At 69.7% G+C, this 14,411-nt stretch carries 14 protein-coding genes and 2 pseudogenes; 7 read left to right on the forward strand and 9 right to left on the reverse strand.

Annotated elements, in window-relative coordinates; translation table 11 throughout:
- Positions 1–132: 132 nt before the first annotated feature.
- Positions 133–1,365, reverse strand: coding sequence for a multidrug effflux MFS transporter (locus E0504_RS43785; RefSeq protein ID WP_112104824.1), 1,233 nt, complete (start codon positions 1,363–1,365; stop codon positions 133–135).
- Between the two features lie 226 nt (positions 1,366–1,591).
- On the opposite strand from E0504_RS43785, the gene E0504_RS43790 reads away from it, so the two are divergent.
- Both E0504_RS43790 and E0504_RS50930 read left to right on the forward strand, forming a co-directional pair.
- Entirely contained in the window at positions 1,592–2,488 is an 897-nt protein-coding gene (locus E0504_RS43790; protein WP_112104823.1) for a LysR family transcriptional regulator, read from the forward strand.
- Positions 2,489–2,548: 60 nt separating this feature from the next.
- Positions 2,549–2,902, forward strand: a complete 354-nt coding sequence (locus E0504_RS50930; protein WP_165938812.1) for a hypothetical protein — start codon at positions 2,549–2,551, stop codon at positions 2,900–2,902.
- Positions 2,903–2,913: 11 nt separating this feature from the next.
- Here the strand turns inward: E0504_RS50930 and E0504_RS43795 are convergent, their stop codons facing one another.
- Complete coding sequence (locus tag E0504_RS43795) at positions 2,914–3,531, reverse strand: EAL domain-containing protein (protein ID WP_306769365.1); 618 nt, start codon at positions 3,529–3,531, stop codon at positions 2,914–2,916.
- Positions 3,532–3,578: 47 nt separating this feature from the next.
- Positions 3,579–3,989 carry a MarR family winged helix-turn-helix transcriptional regulator gene (locus tag E0504_RS43800; protein WP_235013616.1) on the reverse strand — a complete coding sequence of 137 codons (411 nt, stop codon included), beginning with the start codon at positions 3,987–3,989 and terminating at the stop codon, positions 3,579–3,581.
- A 62-nt stretch (positions 3,990–4,051) separates the two neighbouring features.
- Here E0504_RS43800 and E0504_RS43805 point away from each other — a divergent pair, with 62 nt between their 5' ends.
- Positions 4,052–4,819 carry an SDR family oxidoreductase gene (locus E0504_RS43805; RefSeq protein WP_235013615.1) on the forward strand — a complete coding sequence of 256 codons (768 nt, stop codon included), beginning with the start codon at positions 4,052–4,054 and terminating at the stop codon, positions 4,817–4,819.
- 37 nt (positions 4,820–4,856) lie between these two features.
- Here the strand turns inward: E0504_RS43805 and E0504_RS43810 are convergent, their stop codons facing one another.
- A complete protein-coding gene (locus tag E0504_RS43810; protein ID WP_306769366.1) occupies positions 4,857–5,342 on the reverse strand; it encodes an SAM-dependent methyltransferase in 486 nt (161 codons plus the stop codon).
- A gap of 182 nt (positions 5,343–5,524) precedes the next feature.
- The gene (locus E0504_RS43815) at positions 5,525–6,256 is read right to left on the reverse strand and encodes an SDR family oxidoreductase (protein WP_131627385.1); all 732 of its coding nucleotides are present in this window, start codon (positions 6,254–6,256) and stop codon (positions 5,525–5,527) included.
- A 79-nt stretch (positions 6,257–6,335) separates the two neighbouring features.
- Here E0504_RS43815 and E0504_RS43820 point away from each other — a divergent pair, with 79 nt between their 5' ends.
- From E0504_RS43820 to E0504_RS43830, 3 genes and pseudogenes are all read left to right on the forward strand, one after another.
- On the forward strand, positions 6,336–6,950 hold the full coding sequence (locus E0504_RS43820; protein ID WP_243657898.1) for a TetR/AcrR family transcriptional regulator: 615 nt from the start codon (positions 6,336–6,338) through the stop codon (positions 6,948–6,950).
- 73 nt (positions 6,951–7,023) lie between these two features.
- The gene (yaaA, locus tag E0504_RS43825; protein WP_112104818.1) at positions 7,024–7,899 is read left to right on the forward strand and encodes a peroxide stress protein YaaA; all 876 of its coding nucleotides are present in this window, start codon (positions 7,024–7,026) and stop codon (positions 7,897–7,899) included.
- Positions 7,900–7,950: 51 nt separating this feature from the next.
- A pseudogene (locus E0504_RS43830) lies at positions 7,951–9,110 on the forward strand (integrase core domain-containing protein).
- 180 nt (positions 9,111–9,290) lie between these two features.
- Here the strand turns inward: E0504_RS43830 and E0504_RS43835 are convergent.
- The gene (locus E0504_RS43835; RefSeq protein WP_112104817.1) at positions 9,291–9,968 is read right to left on the reverse strand and encodes an IS6 family transposase; all 678 of its coding nucleotides are present in this window, start codon (positions 9,966–9,968) and stop codon (positions 9,291–9,293) included.
- Positions 9,969–10,062: 94 nt separating this feature from the next.
- Here E0504_RS43835 and E0504_RS43840 point away from each other — a divergent pair.
- A pseudogene (locus E0504_RS43840) lies at positions 10,063–10,221 on the forward strand (IS5/IS1182 family transposase); the annotation flags it as partial.
- Between the two features lie 19 nt (positions 10,222–10,240).
- On the opposite strand, the gene E0504_RS43845 reads toward E0504_RS43840, so the two are convergent.
- Genes E0504_RS43845 through E0504_RS43855 form a run of 3 tightly spaced genes read right to left on the reverse strand, consistent with a single transcriptional unit; the run spans position 10,241 to position 14,100 of the window.
- Complete coding sequence (locus tag E0504_RS43845; RefSeq protein WP_112104826.1) at positions 10,241–10,885, reverse strand: response regulator transcription factor; 645 nt, start codon at positions 10,883–10,885, stop codon at positions 10,241–10,243.
- Positions 10,882–12,054, reverse strand: coding sequence for a sensor histidine kinase (locus tag E0504_RS43850; RefSeq protein WP_235013612.1), 1,173 nt, complete (start codon positions 12,052–12,054; stop codon positions 10,882–10,884). Before E0504_RS43850 ends, E0504_RS43845 begins: the two co-directional genes overlap by 4 nt.
- 27 nt (positions 12,055–12,081) lie before the next feature.
- The gene (locus tag E0504_RS43855; protein WP_243657899.1) at positions 12,082–14,100 is read right to left on the reverse strand and encodes an MMPL family transporter; all 2,019 of its coding nucleotides are present in this window, start codon (positions 14,098–14,100) and stop codon (positions 12,082–12,084) included.
- Between the last annotated feature and the right edge of the window lie 311 nt (positions 14,101–14,411).

Raw genomic sequence — 14,411 nt, forward strand, 5'->3', positions numbered from 1 at the left:
CTCCAAGCCGGTTTATCCCGGCACTACCAGATCTTGAATGGTCAGGGTCTGGTTACGGGAGTCCTGGATCGAGGTCCAGGCCGGTGTTTGGCCAAGGAAGCCGCCGATGAGGTCAAGTGGTATGAGCGTGGTCTATCGGAGTGCGGACAAGACTGTGGCTTTCCCTACCTGGGTGTTTCTCCCGGTCTGCCGGGGAACCAGGAACACGCATGCGGCCGCCGCGGCGACCCCGAGTACGGCGATGGTGATCCCCATGGGGAGTGCGGTGTCGGTGCCGGCGGACCCGACGACAGGGGCTGCCAGCGCGCCGAACAGGAACTGGGCGAGGCCGAGCAGGGCCGCTGCCGCACCGGCGTTGCCCGCTTGGTCGGCCAGTGCGTGCGCGATCGCGTTCGGGAAGGTCAGTCCCATGCTGGTGACCGTCACGAACAGGGTCGGCAGCACCATGCCCAGGCCCGCGTGGGCGGCGAGCGCGACGAACGCGGCAATGCCTCCGACTGCGCACATGGCGACGCCCGCGAGGAGCAGCACGCGTGGACCGGTGCGGTGGACGACGCGCCCGCCGAACTGGCTGGCGGCGATGAAGCCGACGGCGTTGACTGCGAACGCGACGCTGTACGCCTGTGGGGACAGGCCATAGATGTCCTGGAGGACGAACGGTCCCCCGGAGATGTAGGCGAACATGGCGCCGGCTGCGAACCCGAGGGCCAGCGCGCACCCGAGGACGGTCCGGTCGGCCAGCAGCCCGCGGAAGACCCGGAGGGTGGCACTCACCCCGCCGCGATGCCGGCGCCCGGCGGGCAGTGACTCGGCGAGCCCGGTGGCGGTGACGGTGAACAGCACCGCGCCGAGGCCGGCCAGGACGACGAACACGCCCCGCCAGGAGGTGACCTGCAGTACCTGGGCGCCGACAACTGGCGCGAGCATGGGGGCGAGGCCGGTGACGAGCGCGAGCGTGGCGAACAGCCGGGCGGAAGCCGTCCCGCCGGTCCGGTCGCGGGCGATGGCCTTGGAGATGACGATACCGCCGGCGCCGGCCGCTCCCTGTACGAACCGGAACGTGGCCAGTGCCCAGATGGACGGCGCGAGCGCGCACAGCAGCGATGCGAGGGTGTACACGGCGAGCCCGGCCAGCAGCGGGCGGCGCCGGCCGTAGCTGTCACTCAGCGGCCCGGCGACGAGCTGGCCGACGGCCAGGCCGAGCAGGCAGGCGGTCAGGGTCAGCTGCGTTGCCGAGGCCGACGTGTGGAAGGTTCGGGCCAGGTCGGGCAGCCCGGGCAGGTAGGTGTCGATAGAGAACGGGGCGAGTGCCGTCAGCGCGCCGAGGATGACGACCTGTGGTTGCGAGATACGGGACGAGGGCACGCGGTCCTCCGGGTTGCGGCGTCCGGGTGGCTGTAGCGGGGGCGGGCTCCCGGGTGCACCCCGGGATGGTCATCAGCTAGATCGCTGGTCCACGGCGGTTGCTTCTTCGGCGTGTCCGAGGCGTGTCCGGTATGGAGCTTCGCGCGTGGTGTCCTGATGACGAGGTTCGGCGCCGTCAGGCAATCTGTCCAAGACATTGTTTCGAGTGCACCGATCGAGGATCTCGATGGAAGTTCGTCAGCTGGAGTACTTCGTCGCCGTCGCCGAAGAGGCGAACTTCACCCGGGCCGCCGCCCGCTGCCACGTGGTGCAGTCCGCGCTCAGCTACCAGATCGCCCGGCTCGAGCGGGAGATCGACCTGCGCCTGTTCGAACGGACCAGCCGGTCTGTCCGGCTCAGCCAGGCCGGGGAACTGCTGTTGCCCTACGCCCGGCGAATCCTGGCCGAACTCGACCAGGCCACATCGGCGCTGGCAGGGCTGTCCGGAGTCGTCACCGGTCAGATGCGCCTCGGCATGATCGGAGCCGTCGAGACAACCAGCGAGATCGAGACAATGGTGGCCGACTTCCACCGACGCCATCCCGGAGTCGAGATCGCCATCAGCGACAACGGCAGCGTGGTAATGGCCGAACAGGTCCGGATCGGCGAACTCGACCTGGCATTCGTCGGCCTGTTCGCCGACCAGATCCCGGACGGGCTAGCGCACCGCATGCTGGCCACCGAGCCACTGGTCGCCGTCGTCGGCAGGACCCACCCTCTGTTCGGCCACACCTACGTGCGTCTACCCGAGCTCGCCAAGGGCACCCGCTTCATCGAACTGCGGACGGGGTCGGGGCTGCGTCTGCAGGTCGACGCCGCCTTCACCCGCGCCGGCATCACCACCCGGACCATCGCCTTCGAACTCACCAACCTCGGCGACATCATCCGCTTCGCCGCCCTCGGCCTCGGCGCGGCGATCGTGACCGCCTCCGCAGCCCGGAAAGCGGCGGAGGCATCAGGCGACATCGGGGTGCTACGGCTGGACGATCACGCCGCCCGGCACACGATCAGCCTCATCTACCGGAAACCAGCCCCCTCGGCGCCCAGTGCCCGGGCCTTCCTCGCCGCCCTCGACGGTTCCTGACCCTGCCCAATCACCGGCCTGCTCGTGCCGCTGGCCAAACCACGCGCTCGGCTGGCCGCCTTGACCTGGCTCATGCTGGCCGCGCTGCCGCACTCGGCGTTGCGACCTACCTCGTCGAGCAGCGTGCCGAGGGGCGCCGCGAAGTGCCAGCCGCACGTGTCACTGCTCGACCTCGCCGGGCCGCTGGCCCTGATCGGGGCGGCACAGTCGCTGGATCGGCAGCCTCGTACGGCCGCACGGCATTCACCTTTCGCCTGCGTCGCCGCCTACCCGACCCTCCGGCAGCGGCATCTCCGCCTGGCCAGCACGCACCGATCACCCGACCCCGGCCCAGCCCACACCTCAACCGATTCCGCGGACGAGCTCGGTGAGCACGATCTTCACCGGATCATCGTCGATGCGGGTGACCGGTGAGCGGTCCAGCTTCACGCAATCAGGGCGGGTGCGGGTGAGCTGCCGCAGACCCGCATAGCCCGAACCGACATCGTCCATGACGATGACGCGCCGGCTTTGCGCAACGCCTCCAACGCCGCGTTCAGGGCAGCTTCACCGTCGAAGGCGACCGCGTCGTTCAGCTCGAGTACCAGGCCCCGCCAGACCGCGCTGACCTCGAGAGAGGCGAGCAGATGGGGAGACACGTTGATGGCGAGAAAACAACGCGCGGGAAGACGGTCCCGGGCGGCGAGCGCCGCGCGCAGCACCCGTGCCTCCAGTTCGGCGGCGCAGCCGCGGCGGTTCGCCTCCGCGAACACGAGGTACGGCGCGTCCGCCAGGCGTGCTCCGAACCGGGCCAGGGCCTCGTAGCCTGCGACCACCCCGAGGCGCAAGTCCACGATCGGCTGGAAGACGAGAGTCGGCGCTGACGGGTCGGCGAAGATGCGATCCAGGTCAGGCCCCTCACCAGCGTCGACGCCCTGGCTGCTGTCACGCTCGGGGGCCGGGGCGGCGCTCGCCGCGCCGTTCTGGCGGGCCTCGCCGGCCGCCGGCACGGAGCCCTGTTCCGGCCTGCGCCGCCCCGCCGACTTCGTCCGGGCCTGGCCCACCTGGCGCCGCCGCCAGCGACGAGGACACAACCAGAGGCCGTTGCGGTTCAGGCGCGCCCGACGAGCTGAATGAGTGCGTCGCGGTCGGCATCCGGGAGCGAGCGCCACCGCTCGTCGACGGCGCTCGCAACCGCGTCGCGGAGCTTGAGTCCGTAGGCCCGGCCATCCTCGGTGAGCTCAAGGCGGGTGACACGCCGGTCCTCCGGGTTAGCCCGACGGGTGACGAGACCTCGGCGAACCAGTCGGTCAGCCATGCCGGTGATGTTGGTCTTGTCGCAGCCGAGCAGGTCGGCGAGCTCACCGAGGGCGGGCTGGCGGTTGTGTAGCAGACAGAGCATCTCGACCTGCTGGACGGTGAGCCCGGCGCCGCGCGCAACGGACCCGAGTATCACCCGCATCTCCCGATGCAACTCCAGCAGCGAGCGGGCGAGGCCGTCAGACTGCCCGGCGGAGGCCATACGGCGAGGGTACCCCACAGATGGTTTAGATCCTCGACTATTTTGGTTGAGTATCTCGACCGATGAGGTTCTCTACCGAATGGGGAATGATGATGGCATCCGAGCGCGGGGTGGCGTTGGTGACCGGCGGCTCACGGGGTATCGGGCGGGCCATCGCCGAACGCCTCGCCGCGACGGGAAACAGCGTGATCGTCAACTACCGTTCGCACGGTGCCGCCGCCGCGGAGGTCGTCGACGCCATCGGCCGGGCCGGCGGTGTCGCCGTGGCGGCACAGGGCGACATCACCGATCAGGAGCAGGTGCGTGAGCTGTTCGAGGTGGCCGAGCGGCGGTTCGGCCGGCTGGACACCGTGGTCAGCAACGCCGGTGTCGCCCGGTTCTCGTCCATCGCGACGGCGACCGACGAGGACTTCGAGCAGAGCTTCGCCACCAACACCCGGGCCGCCTTCGTCGTGCTGCGGGAGGCAGCCAACCGGGTGCGCGACGGCGGCCGGGTAGTGGTGATCTCGTCCGGGGTGACGCTCACCCGCCGGCCCGGCACCGGGGTCTACGGTGCGAGCAAGGCCGCGGTCGAACACCTGGTCCGTGTGCTGGCGAAGGAACTCGGGCCCCGGCAGGTCACCGTGAACTGCGTGCTCCCCGGCGGCACCCGCACCGATGCGCTCACCGCCGGTGTTCCCGCGGACGTGTTGGAGCAGATAGCCGCCGAGATTCCGCTGGGCCGCATCGGTGAGCCGGACGACATCGCCGAGATCGTGGCGTTCCTCGCCTCGCCCGGCGGCCGCTGGGTTACCGGCCAGTCCATCGCCGCCGGCGGAGGCGTGTTCTGAGCGGTATCCCGATCCCCGCCGATTCGGGCCTGCGGTGCTACGGGAGGCGGGCGAGGCCGCCGTACACGTTGACCTCGGCGTCAGTCGGGCCGTCCGGCCCGCTGTCGTCGGGCCGCCAGCGGTGCACCGGCTGCACCCCGGGCTCGACAACGTCGAGACCATCGAAGAAACGTGCGACCTCGCTGCGGGTGCGGACCATGGCGGGGATGCCCTGGCCCCGGCAGACATCGACGACACGCTGGACATCGTCAGGAGCGAAATCGGGGGTGACATGGGTCAGCGCCAGGTAGCTGCCGGCGGGAAGCACGTCGAGATAGCGGCGGACGATGCCGTACGGGTCGTCGGCGTCCGGGATGAAGTGCAACAGAGCGATGACGGACAGCGCGACGGGGCGGGTCAGGTCCAACGTGTCGCGCAGCTCGGCCGACTCGAGGGTCTTCTCCGGTTCCCGCAGGTCGGCGTCCAGGTAGGCGGTGCGGCCCTCACCGGTGCAGGTGAGCAGAGCGCGAGCATGGGCGAGCACGATCGGTACCACCCCTCGGTTGCACACACAGCCCGGCCACTGACGTGCGACCCACCGACCCTCTGAGCGCCTTCATCGAAGGACGCCGCATCACAGTGAGCGATCCGTCCTTCGGCCGGTCGGCAGCCATCCGGTTGGAAGACCTCACCCGGCAGGTACTGACCAACCCCTATCTGTCCGGATCAGGCGAGCCGCAGCCCGCCATCGCAGGGCAGGACCACGCCGGTGATGAATCCGTTCTCCAGGACCGCGACGATCGCCGCCGCGACCTCGTCGGGCCGGCCGTTGCGCCGGACCGGCGCTCGGCCGGCGAACTCGTCCAGCGCGGCGCGTCGAGCGTCCGCTGGCAGCTCGTCCCACCAGCCGGTCTCGATGACGCCCGGGGACACCGCGTTCACCCGCCGGGGAGCGAGCTCGACGGCGAGCGGCGGCACCGCGGCCTCCAGGGCGCCGTTGACCGCGGCCAACCCCGCGGTCCCCGGCAGCGCGGCCTGGGCCGACCCCGCGGTCACCAGCGTGATCGAGCCGTCCGCGGCAAGCGTCGGCATCGCCAGGGCCACGGCCCGCAGGTGAGCGACGGACTTGCCAAGAAACGCTCCGGCCAGGTCGGCGTCGGCGAGCTCGGCCGCGGGACCGGCCCCGCCTCGCCGGGTGACGGTGACGACCAGGTCACTGATCGGTCCCGCCTCGCTGAAGAAGCGCCGCAGCGCGCCGACGTCCTCGGCGTCCACCTCGATTCCCCTGGCCGATCCGCCCAGTTCCTTGACCGCCGCCTCGAGCCGGTCGCGGTTGCGGCCGCCGATGGTGACGGCCGCGCCCCGGTCGGCTAGGAGCCGGGCCGTGGCGAACCCGATCCCGGCGCTGCCGCCGAGGACGGCGACGTGACGATCTTGCGTGCTGCTGCTCGCGGACATCGCGAACCTCCATTTCCGAACGACCCGTTCGCAAACTCTACCATCAATACCGAACGGACCGTTCGGTTACGATGCGGAGGTGAATGAACAGCCCGCCCGCCGGCCCGGACGACCGCGCAGCGAGCGAGCGCGCGCCGCGGTGCTCGAAGCAACCCTGGCGCTGGCAGGAGAGGTGGGACCGGCTGGTCTCTCCATGGAGGCCATCGCGAGGCGGGCCGGCGTCAGCAAGGAGACGCTCTACCGCTGGTGGTCGTCCAAGACCGAGGTGATTTTGGATGCGATGGTCGAACGCGGGCAGATGAGCATCCCGCTCCCCGACAGCGGCAGCCTGCCGGACGACGTGCACGCCTTCCTGAGGTCCACGATCGACGCGCTCGACGACACCACCGCCCTTCTCCTGCGCGCGGTCGCCGCGGCGGCAGCCACCGATCAGGCGGTCGCCCATGACGTCCGAGACCGCTTCCTCATCACCAGGCGGGCCGCGCTCGGGACGCTCCTCGACCGGGCCGTCGCCCGCGGCGAGATCCCCAACGAGTACACGACGCCGCTGGCCGACTTCGTCTACGGTTCGCTGTGGTACCGACTGATCTTCGACGTCGGACCGCTCGACCACAGGTGGGCCGACGAAACAGCCGCGGCGATCACGGCGATCACGCGGCGGGCGCCCGGGCGCCCGCCGCGGCCGCCGGACTGATCAACCTCGAGGCCACCGTAGCTTGGCAGCACAGAACGTCGGGATGCCGAGATCGTGAAATGAGGTCGGGTAGGTGCGGATCCTGCTGCCGCCGAGCGAGGGGAAGGCCGAGGGTGGCGACGGGCCGTCGCTGCGGACGGCCGGGTTTGGCGACGGCCCGCTCGCGGGAGCCCGCGCCGAGGTCGCGCGGGCGGTCGCGGCGTTCTGCCGGGCCGACCCGAACGCGGCGGTCGTCGCGCTGCGGCTGCCGGCCTCGCGCGCGCAGGCCGACCTGGCCGCCAACACCGCGATGCTGGACGCACCGACGATGCCGGCGCTCGACCGATTCGTGGGCGTGCTCTACGAGGCGCTGGCTCCGGCGGCGCTGCCACCTGCCGCGCGAGCTGCGGCCAGCCACACCCTGTTCGTCTCCAACGGGGCGTTCGGCCTCCTCAGCGCGGCCGAGCCGGTGCCCGACCACCGGGTCGGCATGGCGGCGGCGATTCCCGGCCTCGGTGGCCGTACCGCACCGACCGTGCTCGCGGCCTTCTGGCGCGCCCGGCTCGCGCCAGCCCTGCCCGACCTGCTCGCCTGCGCCCCGGACGCCGTCGGCGAGCACCTCGTCGTGGACCTCCGCTCGTCGGACTACGCGACCGTGCCATCCCTTTCCGGACCGATCCGCGCCAGCGCCCTGCCCGTGCGTGCCCTGACCGAGAAACTCGTCGACGGGCGCTGGGTCCGCCGTCCACTCAGCTACCAGGCGAAGCAGACCAAGGGCCTGCTGACCCGCGCACTCCTGCTCGCCGAAGCCACCAGCCGCCTGGTGAAGACCATCGACGACGTGGCCGAGGTGGCAGAGTCCGCCGGCCTCGTCGCCGAGCCACGCGGCACCGCGACCGCGCCCACCCTCGACGTCATCACCCGCTGGAACCCGACCTGTGGGGCTCCAGAAACCCGATTTGGGCGGTGACCTGCGCGTTTGCCTGCCGGATGGGGTCTGCGTCGGGCAGGCTGGATGGTCATGGTGTGGTCGCTGCTCTACGCCCTGACACGCAACGCTCTCGGACTGATGTTGCTCCGCGTGCGCGGGGACACCGCGAAGGACGTGGAGCTCCTCGTCCTGCGGCACCAGGTGGCGGTGCTGCGACGGCAGGTCCACCGTCCGACGTTGGAACCGGCGGATCGGCTGATCCTCTCGGCCCTGTCCCGGCGGCTACCCCGAGCCCGCTGGGGTTCGCTCTTCGTCACCCCGGCCACCGTGTTGCGCTGGCACCGCGAGCTCCTCGCACGAAAATGGACCTACCCACGCAAGACACCCGGACGGCCACCAATCCGCCGGGAGATCCGCGAGCTGGTCCTGCGCCTCGCACCTGGGGACGCCGCAGGATCCAGGGAGAACTCGCCGGGTTGGGCTACCCGGTCGGAGTCGCCACCGTCTGGCGGATCCTGCACCGCGCCGGCATCGACCCTGCCCCCCGCCGAGCCGAGACCTCCTGGCGCACATTCCTGCGCGCCCAGGCCTCCGGCCTGCTGGCCTGCGACTTCTTCACCGTGGACACCGTGTTCCTGCAACGGATCTACGTGTTCTTCGTCGTCGAGCACGCCACCCGCCGAGTCCACCTCCTCGGGGTCACCAAGCATCCGACCGCGGCCTGGGTCACCCAGCAGGCACGGAACCTGCTGATGGACCTTGAGGAGCGCAGCCACCGGTTCCGGTTCCTCCTCCGTGACCGCGATACGAAGTTCACGGCTTCCGTCGACGCTGTCTTCGCCGGGGCCGGCATCGACGTGGTACGCACACCACCGCAAGCCCCGCAGGCGAACGCGATCGCGGAACGCTGGGTCGGCACCGCCCGCCGGGAATGCACCGACAGATTATTGATCGTCTCCGGACGGCACCTGACGTCAGTCCTCGACAGCTACGCGGAGCATTTCAACACCCACCGGCCTCACCGCTCCCTCGGCCAGCACCCACCCGACCCGCCACCCGTGCTCGCCCCGACGTCGAATTCCACCATCCATCGCACACACATCCTCGGCGGACTGCCGGGTAGCCGGCGGGAGTTTCACCCGCCGGCCCCCACAGATCCGGACGTGACACTCTCGCGTCATCCGGCTCGTGCTATCCGATGGCCGCTCCGATCGTCCAGTGGGCGAACAGGGCTGGCCTGCGGCGTTTGATCGCTGCAAGCGTCCTCCATGCCCGCCCAGGACGTCCGGTGAGCCGCTTGTACTTGCGCTGCAACCATCGCACCAGGTACTTGTCGATGGAGTGGAAGACCGGGTACAACGCGGAGCGCCTGAACGGGGTCTGTTGCGTTGCGGGATGGCAGGACATGGCTGGCCCTGTCGAGCGGGTGATCAGATCGCGAGGGTGAGCTCGGTGAACGCGGCCGTCAGCCGTGCATGCGGGGCGGTGTCGATCCCGAGTTCGTAGTGGCCGCGGCGGATGTTCTGGACCAACGCATGCCCCGTGCTGATCGTCTGGGCGGAGCGCAGCCGTTTCAGTCCGCGCATCGGGCGGAGCCGGGCTTTCAACCGGCTGTGATCGGATTCGATCCGGTTGTTCTCCCGCGCGGCATCCATGTGACAGGCCTCGGGTACCAGCTCGTCGAGGATCCGCGGGTAGACGGGGGCCTTGTCGGTGGTGACCTCGACCGGCCGGCGCCCGTGGGACAGCGCCCGGGCGAAGAACCGGCGGGCGGCGGCCTGGTCGCGGCGGAGGCTGGCGAGGACATCGATGACCTGCCCGTGCTGGTCAACCGCCCGGTACAGGTAGATCCACCGGCCGGCGACCTTGACATAGGTCTCGTCGACGAACCACCGGTCACCAGGACGGTGCCGACACGGCCGGGCGGCGTCAACGAGCAGTGGCGTGAAGCGCTGGACCCACCGGTAGATCGTGACGTGATCAACCTCGAGGCCCCGTTCGGCGAGCAGCTCCTCGACGTCCCGGTACGACAGCGCAAACCGCAGATACCACCGCACCGCCAGCACGATCACCTCAGGCGGGAACCGAAACCCCGCGAACTCCGACACCGGAACCGGTGGACAGCCACGACGTCGACGCACCATTCGATCATGACTGATCGACGGCCGCGGGACAGCGGACTCCGCCGATGCAACAGTGCCCTACAAGGAACGGAACACCGTCGAACGTCTGATCAACAAGTTGAAGGCCTGGCGGGGAATCGCCACCCGCTACGACAAGACCCCGGGCAGCTACCTTGCCGGCCTTCACCTCCGCGCCTCGATGATCTGGATCAAGGAGTTCACCCGGACCCCCCTTTGATCACAACCAGATACGCGCCCTAGGGGAGCCCGGCTTCGTAGGCGGCGATCACGAGATGGACCCGGTCGCGAGCGCCCATCTTCGCGAGGATGCGGCCCACGTGAGTCTTGGCGGTCAGCGGGCTGACGACCAGCTCGTCCGCGATCTCTTGGTTGCTTCGGCCCGCGGCGATGAGCCGAAGCACCTCGCGTTCGCGCGCCGTCAGGCTGGCCAGCCGCTCGGGCGCAGGCGCGTCCGGGTGACTCAGCGCACGGGTGATGACCGCCCTGGTCGCGCCGGGCGACAGCAGCGCCTCCCCCGCCGCGATGGTGCGGATGGCGTCCAGCAGCGCGTCCGGACGGGTGTCCTTGGGCAGGAATCCGCACGCCCCCGCGCGAAGGCCGCGCAGTACGTTGGTGTCTGTCTCGAACGTGGTCAGGATCAGCACCCTGCTGCCGCTCGCTCCATCGTCAGCGAAGATCTGCCGAGTCGCCTCGATGCCGTCGGTGCTCGGCATCCTGATGTCCATCAAGACGACGTCGGGGCGCAGGTCCCGGGTCAGCGTCGCCGCCTCGTCGCCGGTGCCGGCCTCCCCGACGACCTCCATGTCGTCAGCGGAGTTGACCAGCAGCGCGAACGCGCCGCGCACCAGTGTCTGGTCGTCGGCGAGCAGGACCCGGATCACGACGGCACCCGCCAGATCTCCGGCAGCGGCAGGCTGGCCCATACCTCGAATCCTCCGGACTCGCCCGGGCCGGCGGACAGTTCGCCACCGACGGCCTGTGCTCGCCCTGTCATCCCGGCGATCCCGAAGCCGGGTGTCACGGTTGAGCTCGGTCGCGCGGGCCCGTGATCGACGACCGCGATCCGCAGCCGGTGGCCGTTCTGGTCGAGCCGGACGGTCGCGTGCTTGGCCGTCGAGTGTCGAATGACATTGGTGAGCGACTCCTGGATGATCCGATAGGCCACGACGGACACCGTCGACGGCAACTCGTCCGGGAGCCCGTCAGCCTCCACGTCGACTCGGACATCAGCCGCCTCGGCCATCTCCACCAGACGCTGCAGCTCGCCGAGGTGGGGCGCTGGCTCGGTTGGCTCGGCCTCGCCACCATGCAGCACGTCCAGAACGGCACGCAGCTCATGGAGTGTGGCCCGGCTCGTGTCCGACAGGTTATGCAGCGTGCTGGACAGCTCCCGCAGCGACGCATCCCCGCGCCTCGGCAGCTGGTCGATCAGGTGCGCAGCGACGGAAGCCTGGACGTTCGCGACCGCGAGGCCGTGCGCTAGGACGTCGTGCAGCTCGGCAGCGATCAGGACCCGCTCCTCGGCGACCCGCCGCTCGACCTCGTCGGCACGCTCCTGCTCGAGCCGCGCGGTGACGGCGGCCTTCCAGTTTTCATGGAAGCGGACCGCCAGCCCGGCAAAGAAGGCCATGAACAGCCAGCCGACGCCGAGGAGAGCATCGTCAGGTGCCCCCGACGCCTCGTCGGCGAGGACCGGCACGGTCACCGCGGCCACCGCCAGCAGGGCGGCGGCGGCCCGCCGCGGTGGCTCGCTGCAGCGCGCCGCCGTGAACGCCGCCACAAGTGAGGCCGGCATCGTGGCCTCATGGGGATAGTCGAGGACGTGGTACGGCGTCGACACGGCGAGGACCGCGAGGACGACGAGGATCGGCCAGCGCCGGCGGGCCAGTAACGCCGCCGACATCGCGCCCAGGAGCGCGATCGCCCACAGATCTACGCTTCGCTCGCCGTCGAAATCGACCGCCTCGAGCGTGATCGCGACGACGACGCCGAGCACGAACGACGCCGCTGCCAGCAGCCGATCGGCTACTGGCGGACGGAGCGCCATCATCGTTCACACAGGGTCATCGACACAGTCCTATGCCGCGCGCCAGAGCTTGCTGGGCCACCAGATCCGCGAACCCAGCGACATTGTCAGTGCAGGAACCACGATGGACCGCACCAGCAAGGTGTCGATGAGCACGCCGACAGCGACCAGTATCCCAATCTCGACGAGCATGACGAGCGGCAGCGTGGCGAGCACCGCGAACGTCGCCGCCAGCACGACGCCGGCCGAGGTGATAACGCCGCCGGTCACCGCGAGGCCACGCTTCGTGCCATCGACAGTGCCGTGCCGGGCGGCTTCCTCACGTACCCGGGTCATCAAGAAGATGTTGTAGTCGACACCGAGTGCGACCAGGAAAAGGAACCCGATCAGGGGCACCGACGGCTCCAACCCGGCGAAACCGAGCACCTGGTCAAACAACAGGTTGCACAATCCGAGGGCTCCGAAGAACGACACCACGACGGTGGCGACCAATACCAGCGGAGCCACGATCGCCCGCAGCAGTAGCCCGAGGATGGCGAGCACCACCAGCAGGATCAGCGGCATCACCAGATTGCGGTCGCTCTTGTTGGTCTCGGCCTCGTCAAGCCTTTCGGCACTCGGCCCGCCGACCAGCACGGCCTCACCGGCGACCTCGTGCACGTGCTCCCGCAGCCGCTTGATCGTTGCCGTCTCACCCGCGCTTTCTGGCGAGTCGACCGGGATCACGGAGATCTCCACCCAGTCGTCGCTGGCCCGGCCGATCTTGGCTTCGGCAACCCCCGGCGTACTTTCGACGGCGGCCAGGACCTCGCGGCTCTGGTCCGGCCGACTCATCACGGTGAGCGGCTGACCGCTCTGGTCGGGGTAGCGCGCCTCGATCAGCTTCGCCCCGGTCACCGACTCCGGTGTCGAACGGGCGAACTGGTCCAGCTGCGGAAGCGAGCCGCTGGCACCCACTGTGCCCAGCGCGAGACCGCCCAGGATCATCAGCGGCACCGCCCAGCTGACGACGCGGCGGCGCGCAACCAGCTCGCCAAGCCGAGCCCACCGAGAACCAGATGCGTGTGCCTCAACCCCGACTCGCGGCACGAACGGCCAAAAGACCCGGCGCCCGAGCACCACCAGCAGGGCCGGGAAAAGCGTCAGCATGACGAGCAGCGCGGACCCGATGCCCGCCGCACCCACCGGGCCGAGACCGCTGGTGCTGTTGAGATCCGCGGCCAACAGGCACAACAGGCCGGCTACCACCGTCGCTGCCGAAGCGAGGATTGCCGGGCCGGCCCCACGCAGCGCCGCCAGCATCGCGTCGATCGGCCGCTCGTAGTGGTGCAACTCCTCGCGGTAGCGAGACACGAGAAGCAAGGCGTAGTCAGTGCCCGCGCCGAAGACCAGGACGATCAGCAGCGCCGAACTCATGCTCGTCACGGTGAAGTCGAAGATCTGGGTGAGCGCGTAAACAACACCCATCGACATGATCGCCGCGACGCCGACCGCCGTGAGCGGGACCAGCCACAGCAGCGGACTGCGGTACGTCAGGATCAGCAGGACCGCCACCACTACGGCAGTAGCGAGCAGCGACGTCGAGTCGACGGCATCGAAGACCTCGTCCATGTCGGACCCTAGCGCGGTCGGACCGGTGACATATGCGTTCAGACCGTCCGGCCGGTCGGCGAGAAGGTCACGCGCATCCGCGGTCGCGCCGGCCTTCTCGCCGATCGCCTCGCGGTCGAGCGGCAGCGTGTACATCAGGGCCGTGCCGTCGTCGGAGTCGACGATCTGGGGCGGTGCGTCGGTGTTGTTGCCGAATCGCTCCGCCAGCTCGGTCTGGCCGCGTACGACCGCCTCCCGATCGCCCGGTTGGAGGCCGTCGGGTCGTTCGTACACGACCACGAGCAGGCCGTTCTCGCCGCCGGGCAGCTCGGCCTCGGCCTGGAGCGCCTTGGTCGACTGGGCGCTGGCCGGCAGGTAGTCGGCCTGGCCATCGCGGGTCACCGAGTCGAGTTTGCCGGCGAGTGAGTAGCCGCCCACCACCAGCCCGATCCACACAGCCAGCATGAGCCACGGCAGCACGGTCTTGGTCCGTGATCTCTTCGGTCTGGTATCGGCACCGGAGTGGTCGGGCGCCCGTAGTTCAGAAGTCATGGCGATCACGCTGCCAAGCCGGCGGGGCTGACGCGTCTGGCCACGGCAGACACTTCGCCGTACTCCGCGCGGAGTACGGCGGCGGCTGGGGCAGACGGCTAGTAGGACTTGATTAGGTCTGTCATTGGTTGTACTGACTGTCGTCTTCGTGTGTGTGGCGGTGGTTGGTATGGAACTGGGTGAGATGGGCCGTGTGCGGCCGGTGATCGAACGGTTCGCGGCGGAGATGTTCGCGGATC

The organism is Parafrankia sp. BMG5.11, from assembly GCF_004337455.1.

What these genes read in the sequence shown, in the direction of transcription:
- E0504_RS43850 (WP_235013612.1), bottom strand. Translation starts at nt 12,054, where the DNA reads ATGATGGCGCTCCGTCCGCCAGTAGCCGATCGGCTGCTGGCAGCGGCG.
- E0504_RS43790 (WP_112104823.1), top strand. Translation starts at nt 1,592, where the DNA reads ATGGAAGTTCGTCAGCTGGAGTACTTCGTCGCCGTCGCCGAAGAGGCG.
- E0504_RS43815 (WP_131627385.1), bottom strand. Translation starts at nt 6,256, where the DNA reads ATGTCCGCGAGCAGCAGCACGCAAGATCGTCACGTCGCCGTCCTCGGC.
- E0504_RS43800 (WP_235013616.1), bottom strand. Translation starts at nt 3,989, where the DNA reads ATGGCCTCCGCCGGGCAGTCTGACGGCCTCGCCCGCTCGCTGCTGGAG.
- E0504_RS43805 (WP_235013615.1), top strand. Translation starts at nt 4,052, where the DNA reads ATGAGGTTCTCTACCGAATGGGGAATGATGATGGCATCCGAGCGCGGG.